Raw genomic sequence first — 6,678 nt, 5'->3', positions numbered from 1 at the left:
GCTGGCCGGCCCCAACGTCCGCTTCCTGGGCCGCCTGAACCGGGAGGAAGTCTGGAATGCGCTGGCACAGGTAGATGTGGTAGCAGTACCTTCGCTCTGGTATGAGACCTTCTCGCTTTTGATTTCTGAGGCCTTCGCCGCCGGCCTCCCGGTTCTGGCTTCCCGGCTGGGCGCGCTGGCCGAACGGGTGCGCGATGGTGTAGACGGCCTGCTTCTTCCCCCTGGCGATGTCGTTGCCTGGCGTGCCGCTATCCAGCGGCTGATAGATGACCCGGACCTTCTGGCCCGCCTTCGTGCGAACGTCCGGCCGCCAATGACGATGGAGGAGCACGTGGAGCGACTGGAGGAGCTTTACTCTAAATGTCTGGAGGCCTGAGACGCTCGAATGTTGAGAGTGAGGCCTGCTCTGAAGGTTTTTTTGCCTTCAATGCTCGCCTCAGTGTTCGTGGTTTCCCTAAGCTACGCCCTGGCAATGTCCGAACAAAACCTGACTTCTAACCCAACATCCCAAAGCGAAACACCTCCCCCAGTGGTTATCAACGAAGTAGCATGGGCCGGCACTGTCTGCAGCCATACCGCCGAGTGGATCGAGCTCTATAACAATACAAACGAGGTTATAACCCTTAATGGTTGGACTTTGAGGGCCAGTGATGGTTCGCCCTCTATAACTCTGCGGGGCACGATATCCCCTCACGGCTTCTTCTTGCTGGAACGCTCTAACGATAACGCAATAGCTGATATACCTGCGGACCAGATTTTCACAGGCGCCCTATCTAATGAAGGTGAGGTATTGGAACTGCGTAACGCCTCAGGAAGATTGGTAGACACAGCTAATGGCGATGGAGGCTCATGGCCTGCTGGGCAGTCATCCCCCGAAAGGCGTTCGATGGAGCGCTTCAACCCCGCTGGCCCCGATATCTCCGATAATTGGAGGACAAACAACGGTGTAATCCGCAATGGAATTGATGCCTGCGGTTACCCCATCTCCGGCACCCCTAAGGCCCTCAATTCTGCCAGCTACCCCAATCTGGTCATCGCCAAGCAGGGGCCAGCCCAGGCAAAGGCCGGTGAATTAATAACCTACACAATCCTGCTTTCCAACGCTGGTGTCACCGGAATAGAAAAGGCCTTTATCACCGACGTACTGCCCGATGTCCTGGGCTTTATAGAACAGCAGAGCCCTTTTACCTTTACCATGATCTCTCAGCAGGTTCTGCGCTGGGATACATCCTACATCCCGGGCCTGAGGGGCCCTTACATTGTGACACTCACCGTCCAGAGTTCGCCCCTGGTCTCAGGCGATTTTACCAACAGTGTAACTGTAACGGCGGATTTCACGGAAACAGACTACACCGATAACACATCCAGCATGGCTATCCACCTTTTTAAGGATGAAAGTCAGCTTAAAGTTAATTTGATGGGGCCGGAGAAAATTTTCCCCGGCGGCACCTCACCGTATACGGTTACCCTGGAGAACGCCGGTATCATTACCGCCGAAAGCGTCTTAGCTACGGGAACGCTGCCTTTCCCGCTCATTTTTCTGAATCACTCTGCCCCCTATACCCTCACTCAGCCCTCCCCCGGCGTTCTCGTATGGGAAGTGGGCAGCCTCCCGCCCGCCCAGAGTATATCATGGAATTTCACGGTCCTGGATGGAGGAGGAGCCTGTGGAAGCCTGACCACAGCCATTACGGTTTCTACCATTTCCCCAGAATCCATCTTAGGAGATAATGTGGCCAGGCATACCACAAACCTTTTACCGAAACTTGTAATAGATGCTCTCCTTCCCGATGGCTACCAGCCCGATGACGATGATGAAGCCTTCCGGCTCTGGAATTTATCCCCCTGTGCAGCGGATCTGAGCGGATGGTGCGTTACCGACAGGGAAGGTAAGGTCTGCTTCCCCGGCGGAGCATCGCTTCCACCTGGTCAGGCCATATGGTGTGCCAAAAAGGCCCAGGCCTTTAAGGCCAGCTTCGGCTTCCTGCCAGATTGGGAGTATGGCGCCGATACTTCCCCCGAAGTTCCCCAAATGAGTGGAAAAGCCCCCGCCTTCAGCAATTCAGGCGATGAAATGTGGCTTCTATCCCCAGGAAGCACCGTGACAGATTCCATTGATGCGCTCGTTTACGGCGACGGAAACACAAACTCTCCCGGCTGGTCAGGCCCAGCGGTTCAACCTTACAAAATTGCAGGCGGCCTGGGCCTCGCCGGACAGATACTCTTCCGCAAGCGGGACGAACTAACAGGCCTGCCTCTGTCTGATGCCAACACCGCCACTGATTGGGCCCAGGACCCCCATGACCCCTATCAAGGTAGACGGGTGTTATATCCCGGATGGGAACTGGACCGTTTCTTTTACCCCGTAAAAGTTACTGAAACCGCGCGCCTTACCGTGGCTATCGGTCCAGACCACCTCTATGAAACGATAGCCAGGCATATCTCCGCTGCTCAGCAATCCTTAAAAATCGCCGCCTATTCTCTGGACAATATCCCTTTGGCCCTCTCCATTGCGGAAAAAGCCAGGCAGGGGATATCTGTAACGATCCTGCTGGAAGGGGAACCCGTTGGAGGGCTCGCACCGGAGAACAAACAGGCAGCTAAGTTGATCCACGATGCTGGGGGACAGGTTTACTTTATGGTTGGCTCTCCCCGGCGTTACCGCTTTCATCACGCCAAATACATAATCATTGATGGCCGTGTGGCTCTGCTGGGTTCCGAGAACCTTTCCGAAAGAGGTATGCCTTCTCAGATAAAACCCGAGGGGCTGGTGGGCTATCGTGGGGCTTACCTCATAACCGATGCCCCCAGCGTGGTTAGAGCTCTGGAAGAAATTTTTGCGGTTGATGCTGATCCTTCCCGCCCCAATTTAGCTTCCTGCCAGACAAGACCTTATTTATGCACTCCTCCGCCCGTCTATAGTGTTTACCTGCCTTTAATTATTAAATCCTGCCCTGAAGATTCATGTTCACCTACAGAAATGAAAATTCCTTACAGCATCAAATTCCCCGAACCTCTGGAGACGGAAGGCACTTTTCGTTTCACTTTCTCCACCGCTCCCGAGAACGCCCTGCGTCAGAGCGATGGTTTGTTCGGGCTTCTCAATAAAGCTGGTGAAGGGGATGTGATTTTATCTCAACAACTTTACGAATACATGCAGTGGGGCGATGGCCCCAACCTGCGCCTTCAAGCTCTGGTCAACGCAGCCAGGCGAGGGGCAAAGGTCCGAATACTGCTGGACGAATTCTTCTACCGTGAACCCAATTCTCAAACGATAAACTACCTTCAACAGGTTGCCCATCAGGAAGGACTTGACCTTGAAGCTAAACTTGCCAGCCCCATGGGGATGGGAATCCACAACAAGATGGTGCTCGCCAGAATCGGGGGCAAAGGGTATGTTTGGATAGGCAGCATAAACGGCAGCGAAGTTTCCTTCAAAGTAAACCGTGAAGTGGGGCTTTTGGTGGAAAGCCATCAGGCTTATGAATACTTAGCTTCGCTTTTCTGGACAGATTGGGCTGCTCCCTACGGGCGATTTGACCTCCATATACCCCTTGTCCTCCGGGATTTCCGTTATCCGGCTGATTTGCTCATAAGCGAAGTGCTTTACGACGCCCCCGGAGAGGATGAAGGTAAAGAGTGGGTGGAGATATATAACCCCACGGGGCAAAACATAAACCTCAGCGGATACAAGCTCGGAGATGCCCAGGGGCGAGGCCTTCGGGAGGGAATGTATCGCTTCCCGGATGGATCCTTCATGGGTCCTAGAGAAGTCAGGGTAATTGCCTGGACAGCCTCCGGCTTTTACTCTTTGCATGGTCGTTTGCCCGATTTCGAGATAGAGGACACGAACCCTAATGTTCCAAACATGATACCTTATACCTCCTGGAGCACAGGGCCATGGGGCTTGAGGAACCTGGGGGATGAAGTGGTTCTGCTGGGTCCGGCCGACTCGCCTGTAGATGTTGCGGTGTATGGAGATGGCTCTTTCCCTGGGGTAAAAGCACATCCTGGCGTATCAAAGGCTGGCAGATCTCTGGAACGCTTTCCTCCCGACATGGATACCGATGACTGTGCTCGCGATTTCCGGGAAGCTTCAACCCCGTCGCCAGGGCATTTGCCCGATCGATAAGCGGGAGGATGCTAATGCACAATCGTTTTAAGCTTATATCAGCATTGCTCTTACTGATGATAGTCTCCTGCAGGGGTGCTCAAGTTTCGCCTACTCCGACCCTTAGCCCGTCCCCAACCTCAACCTTCACATCAACTCCTTCGCCTTCCCCTACCTTTACCCCAACGGCTCGCCCTTCCCCAACGCCGAGTCCCACCCCTGCTCCAACTCCTACCCCCAGTCCTGTCCCTGATCCTCTGGCGAATGTGAACCCTGAACGGCAAGAGGTAACCATCTGGCACCCTTACACCCAGCTCCATGAGAGGACTTTTCTGGAAATAGTGGAGGAGTTTAACAGAACGAACCCGTGGGGTATAAAGGTGATAGCCCGTTACGGAGGTTCCTATTCAGAAATACGGCGCAAAGTCCTTGCGGCTATTGCTGCTGGCACCCCTCCTGATATGGCTTTTTCCTATCAAAACGTTATCGCCGAATACGCTCATGCCGGCGCTGTGGTGGTCCTTGACAATTACATCCGGAGCTCCAAATACGGCCTTGGCCTTGAAGAACTTGGGGATTACTTTAGCAATTTCCTGGCAGGGGATCGCTACCCCGACTTTGAGGGAAAAATGTTAAGCTTTCCTCCTGGCCGCAGCCTTGAAGTTATGTTCTACAACGCTGATGCCCTTAAAGCGCTTGGCTTCAAAGAACCTCCCAAAACCTGGAATCAGTTCTACCAGATCTGTGAGATGCGTAAGAAAAAAGAGGGGAAACCCTGCTACGCTGTAGCGCCGAGCGCTTCCACCTTTACCTGGATGATATGGAGCCGTGGAGGAGAAATCCTGAACTCCGGAGGCGAATTCCTCCCCGATAAAGAATCGGTTCTCGCTACACTTCAGTTCCTGGAAAAGCTGATAGACGAAGGCCTTGCCTACAAAGTTAAAGAGCGCTATCAAGATCAAGAGGATTTTGCTAACCAAAAGGCCATCTTTACCTTCGGCTCCACTGCTGGCATCCCTTACTATCAGGCGGCAAAACCCCCGTTTAACTGGTCCATCGCTCTTCCCCCGGCTGAGACTTCTACTCCTGTGGTGGACATATATGGGCCATCGGTTTGCATCTTTAAAACTACACCCGAAAGGCAACTGGCCTCCTGGCTTTTCCTAAAATGGTTTACCGGGCCTGAGCAAAACGCCCGCTGGTCTGTAGCGACTGGCTACTTGCCTGTTCGCATCTCTGCTGCCGAGTCACCTCTTTTCAAAAACCACCCATTGCTTAGAAAAGCCATGGAGTTTATTCCTTATGCCAAGAGCGAGCCATCAATTTACGGCTGGGAGGCCATCCGCAGCATCCTGTACAGGACCATGAACGACGTAATATCCGGAGCAAAAGCTCCTGAGGACGCCATAGCCTGGGCTGAAAAAGAATTCAGCAAAATCCGTCTGAAGCCTTAGTTTACCCCTTGAGGGAGTGGGGCCTTAAGGCATGCTGACGGCAGAAAAGGGGTTGTCCTGTTCTCCGAGGAGTAATCTCAGGAAGGTGTGCCTCAGGTTACTGCTATTTACGGCACTTTTTCTCCTTACTGGCTGTTCTGATTTTGTAGACCGAGATCAGCCCGCTGTTGTGCCCGAAGCGGCTCTCGTTCTGAAACCTGACCACACTATCGGTCAGACCTTTGTTGCTCGGCACGGCGGGCTAAATGGCATAGAGTTCTGGCTGGAGCCGGAACCGGGAACGACGGGCCGTCTTCTGCTTCGCCTGCGCTCTGAGCCCCAATCCCCCACAGACCTGGCCGTGGCCGCTCTCCCGCTGGAGAATGTAATCACGCCGGGTTTCTACCGGTTCTCTTTCCCGCCCGATAACCATTCCCATGGCGCCTATCGTTACGCCTTTCTAGAACTGGAGGGCATGGGCACGGTACGGGTGGGCGCCGCCTCCGGCGAGGCCTACTTGGATGGCGCGGCCTATCGGGACCACGAGCCCCTGGACGCACAACTGGCCTTCCGGCTGACGTATGATTTATGGGGAATGGCTCTGGAGGCAGGATCAGCGGTATTAGAGGGGTTGGGGCTGTTGGCTGTGGCGGCTCTGCTGTATCTGGTGCCGGGATATGCAATGCTTCTTTACCTCTATCCACCGGCCCTCTCCTCCGTAGACGGAGGGAGGGGAGCGGGGGTGGGGATCCCCTGGCCTACCCGGATGGGCCTGGCGGCTGGCCTGAGCCTCGCCCTCTACCCTTTGCTTTTCCTCTGGACCGACTTGGTGGGACTCCGCCTGGGGCCCTTCTATGCCTGGGGGCCTGCCGTCCTGGGTCTGGCCGCGCTGGCCTGGCGGTATCGCCGCTGGCGGCCCCGGCAGGGCTGGGAAGCGCTCCGGCAATGGGCTCGCTCCGACGCCCTCTGGCCCGACCTGGCTTTCGTCTTCGTCCTGGTTCTGGTTTTCGGCGTCCGGCTTCTGGTCGTGCGCACGCTGGACGCCCCAATGTGGGGCGATTCCTACCAGCACGCTGTTATCGCCCAGTTGCTGGTAGATAACGGCGGATTATTTGATTCCTGGGAGCCGTACAC

At 54.9% G+C, this 6,678-nt stretch carries 4 protein-coding genes; all 4 read left to right on the top strand.

Going from position 1 to position 6,678, the window contains the following annotated elements; genetic code table 11:
• Positions 1–376: glycosyltransferase (locus tag NZ653_09800; protein ID MCS7287413.1), on the top strand; the 376-nt coding region annotated here is incomplete at its 5' end.
• Between the two features lie 9 nt (positions 377–385).
• The gene (locus NZ653_09795) at positions 386–4,132 is read left to right on the top strand and encodes a lamin tail domain-containing protein (GenBank protein ID MCS7287412.1); all 3,747 of its coding nucleotides are present in this window, start codon (positions 386–388) and stop codon (positions 4,130–4,132) included.
• Between the two features lie 14 nt (positions 4,133–4,146).
• Complete coding sequence (locus NZ653_09790; protein MCS7287411.1) at positions 4,147–5,565, top strand: ABC transporter substrate-binding protein; 1,419 nt, start codon at positions 4,147–4,149, stop codon at positions 5,563–5,565.
• A gap of 169 nt (positions 5,566–5,734) precedes the next feature.
• Positions 5,735–6,678, top strand: a 944-nt coding sequence (locus NZ653_09785) for a DUF1616 domain-containing protein (GenBank protein MCS7287410.1), incomplete at its 3' end; no start/stop codon positions are given.

The organism is Anaerolineae bacterium, assembly GCA_025062375.1.
In the GTDB taxonomy this organism is placed as follows: domain Bacteria; phylum Chloroflexota; class Anaerolineae; order SpSt-600; family SpSt-600; genus SpSt-600.
This window is presented reverse-complemented; position numbering and strand designations above follow the sequence as displayed.